This window comes from Chryseosolibacter indicum, assembly GCF_018598585.1.
In the GTDB taxonomy this organism is placed as follows: domain Bacteria; phylum Bacteroidota; class Bacteroidia; order Cytophagales; family Cyclobacteriaceae; genus Chryseosolibacter; species Chryseosolibacter indicus.
This window is the reverse complement of sequence record NZ_JAHESD010000132.1, coordinates 1-2,887: the sequence shown is the minus strand read 5'-3', so window position 1 is coordinate 2,887 and position 2,887 is coordinate 1. Positions and strand designations below refer to the sequence as shown.

At 42.1% G+C, this 2,887-nt stretch carries 3 protein-coding genes; 2 read left to right on the top strand and 1 reads right to left on the bottom strand.

Annotated features, from left to right (window positions below; genetic code table 11):
- Window positions 1-275: 275 nt before the first annotated feature.
- The gene (locus KK060_RS24660; protein ID WP_254157920.1) at window positions 276-1,133 is read right to left on the bottom strand and encodes an energy transducer TonB; all 858 of its coding nucleotides are present in this window, start codon (window positions 1,131-1,133) and stop codon (window positions 276-278) included.
- Between the two features lie 435 nt (window positions 1,134-1,568).
- Here KK060_RS24660 and KK060_RS24655 point away from each other — a divergent pair, with 435 nt between their 5' ends.
- A complete protein-coding gene (locus KK060_RS24655) occupies window positions 1,569-2,132 on the top strand; it encodes a Crp/Fnr family transcriptional regulator (protein ID WP_254157918.1) in 564 nt (187 codons plus the stop codon).
- A 193-nt stretch (window positions 2,133-2,325) separates the two neighbouring features.
- A partial coding sequence (locus KK060_RS24650) for a type 1 glutamine amidotransferase domain-containing protein (RefSeq protein WP_254157916.1) occupies window positions 2,326-2,887 on the top strand: 562 nt, incomplete at its 3' end.

Below are 2,887 nucleotides of genomic sequence, written 5' to 3'. Positions count from 1 at the left end.
TTCATCAAGGAAAAAAGTAAGGAGAGAAAGACCTGCCGAAGAAGTTTGTTGTGTTTATTTAGAACTGCTAGCCTAAGAACTCGTTCAAGCGTCCGCTTAAACGTATAGTATGTCGCCAATGCTTCACACATTACATCAATAGCTGCCTTTCAACATCATTAGCTTTACAAAAACTGGAGCAATGCTAAAACACGTAAGTAGCCAATGTGATGTTCGTTGTAGCCAAAACTTAAAGCACGCTTTTGCCTAAACTGAGTGTCAAAGACACAAGTGCACTATATTAATTTGAACCGTACGGGCTGAACAATGCGAACCCTGACGAATTTGTTGCTGGCACGACCAGATGCCCAAGGCTTCAGCTTCGATACAGCACGCATGGCTGCAACATCGCAATCGGCACTAATTCCCTTCAACACCTTTATGTTCGTTATTTGACCTTTTTTATCAAGCACAAATTGAACATATACCGTCCCCTCAGTATCTTCCATGCGGGCGGACTTAGGGTATTTGAGGTTTTTAACCAAGTCTTGCGCAAGTGCCTCGTATCCGCCTGGATATTCTGGTGCAACTTCGCAGACAGTGTATGCTGTATCGGCTTGGGCGTCAACAGAAAAAGCGTTCAGCAGTTTAGAGTCTTTAATTTCCAGGTATGTCGTCTGATCCTCGAGCGTTTTTGTTACGAGCCCTGCTCCGTTTGAAATTAGTGGCTGACCTGCTTCCGTCCAGTACTGTTGATAGGATGGTGCAATATCTTCTATGTAGTAGATGATCTCGCTTTCGATCTGACCGTTTTCAAAGTATGTTTTATGCAGGCCTTGTTTTTGACCGTTGCTGTAATCACCTTCAGTTTTTACTTTCCCATTTTTGTAGTAGTTGACAGCCTTGCCTTCCTTTACCAGTTGAGGGAACAATCCGGTGCATATAGCTTCCATCTCGAGTTCTCCGCTGATGTAATGATCCTGGACATGGAATACACCTTCAGGATCTTCTTTAACGAGCACGCGATAATATTCAGCATGCTCAGAGTATGTGCGCTCCCAGGATTTATTATAGTAAGCTATAATCTCCGGTGACTGCTGTGCTGACACGTGACCCGCGATAACGAGGATCACAAGAGAAAGAAGTTTATTCATGCTATAGACTAATGGACTCTAAAGGTACTGAATGGGCAATTGGCGCCCCGTGTAAAAGGTGGGTTGATCTTACATTGCATAAAATCTTTTGTATATATAGTCAAATGTTGTCTTGAGCGACTACCTTCAGTTACCCACATGACGGAATCAACCTTACCTAAGGTTTCTAAACATTTCAACGCCGGATTATTCTGGTTTTACCCATTAGCAAGGGAATAGTACTACAACTCATGCAAGGAATTTCTTTGAGAAAAAAGCAGGGAGGTGGTACCGAGATGAATGGAAGGCATTGATGCTTTGATGGTACCGTTTCAAGAGTTCATTAATAAGAGGCATTCTTAAAACCTAATTAATGTTTTTTCTTTTCTAACAGGTATCCTTATTCCAACTCGGTAAAGCAATGAATGTTATATTGCAAGGTAAAGACGGTACATTATGAGTCCGCAGCTGCGCCAACATTTCGAAAAGATTACACCGCTTTCGGATCAGGAATTCGAATACATAAGCACTCATTTTGTTGCTAAGAAATTTAAAAAGCATCAGTTTTTGGTCCAGGAAGGGGTACCGGTTCCGAATGATTTCTTTGTGATCAAAGGCCTGGTTAAAGCATCGTTTACTAACGATGAAAATAAAGAACACATTCTTCAATTCGCCATGGAAGATTGGTGGGTGTGTGACTATCAGGCATACTTTAATAAAACGAACGCCACGCTGAACGTAGATTGCCTGGAGGACACAGAAGTGCTTTGTCTTTCGCTGACAAATCGTGAGAAACTTTGCGCGGAACTTCATAAGATCGAACACTTTTTCAGGCGCAAATCCAATTCAGGATACATTGCACTTCAGCAGCGGATCCTGTCCTTAATGAACAGTGACGCAAAAGGACGATATGAATCCTTTCTCAAACAGCATCCTACTCTCTTTCAGCGTGTTCCCAAAACCCTGATTGCCTCTTACCTCGGTGTATCCAGGGAAACATTGAGTCGCCTTTCCTCTTAATGGTGTGACATACGTCACACAAAAGTTGTGACGTACCTCCTGTAAATTCAGTTGACGTTTGTTCAATTTTGTCATTATTAAAATACAAAACATGAACAAGACATTCTATTGCATAGGAAAGATGTTATGGGCGCTCACCTTCGTGACGGCCATCATAGTGCAAGCAAATTCACAAACTAAAAATTCAGGTGTTATGAAAAAGAAAATACTCTTCGTTGTGACGAGCCACGACAAGAAAGGAAGTACAGGAGAACCTACAGGTTATTATTTAGGAGAAGTATCCCATCCGTGGGAAGTTCTTCATGAAGCGGGATATGAAATTGATTTTGTGAGTCCTAAGGGAGGTAAGGCTCCGGTTGATGGATTCAATCTGGAAGATGCAGTAAATCAAAAATTCTGGAATGATAAAATATATCGGGATAAAGTCGAGCATACCTTGAAGCCTTCAGATGTTAATCCATCGGAATATGTAGCGATTTTTTATGCGGGTGGTCATGGTGCCATGTGGGATTTCGCGGACAACGAAAAGCTTGCAGAGATTGCCAAAGTGATCTATGAAAGCAACGGCGTGGTCGGTGCAGTGTGTCATGGCCCAGCAGGATTAGTGAATATCAAACTGAGCAATGGCAAGTATCTTGTGGATGGAAAGAAAATCAATGCATTTACCAATGAAGAAGAAATCGCGGTTGGACTGGAGAAGGTAGTGCCATTTGCTTTAGAGACAAAACTCATTGACCGTGGTGCGAAGTTTGAGA

Coding starts and splice junctions, on each gene's coding strand:
- KK060_RS24660 (WP_254157920.1), bottom strand. CDS start 1,133: ATGAATAAACTTCTTTCTCTTGTGATCCTCGTTATCGCGGGTCACGTG.
- KK060_RS24655 (WP_254157918.1), top strand. CDS start 1,569: ATGAGTCCGCAGCTGCGCCAACATTTCGAAAAGATTACACCGCTTTCG.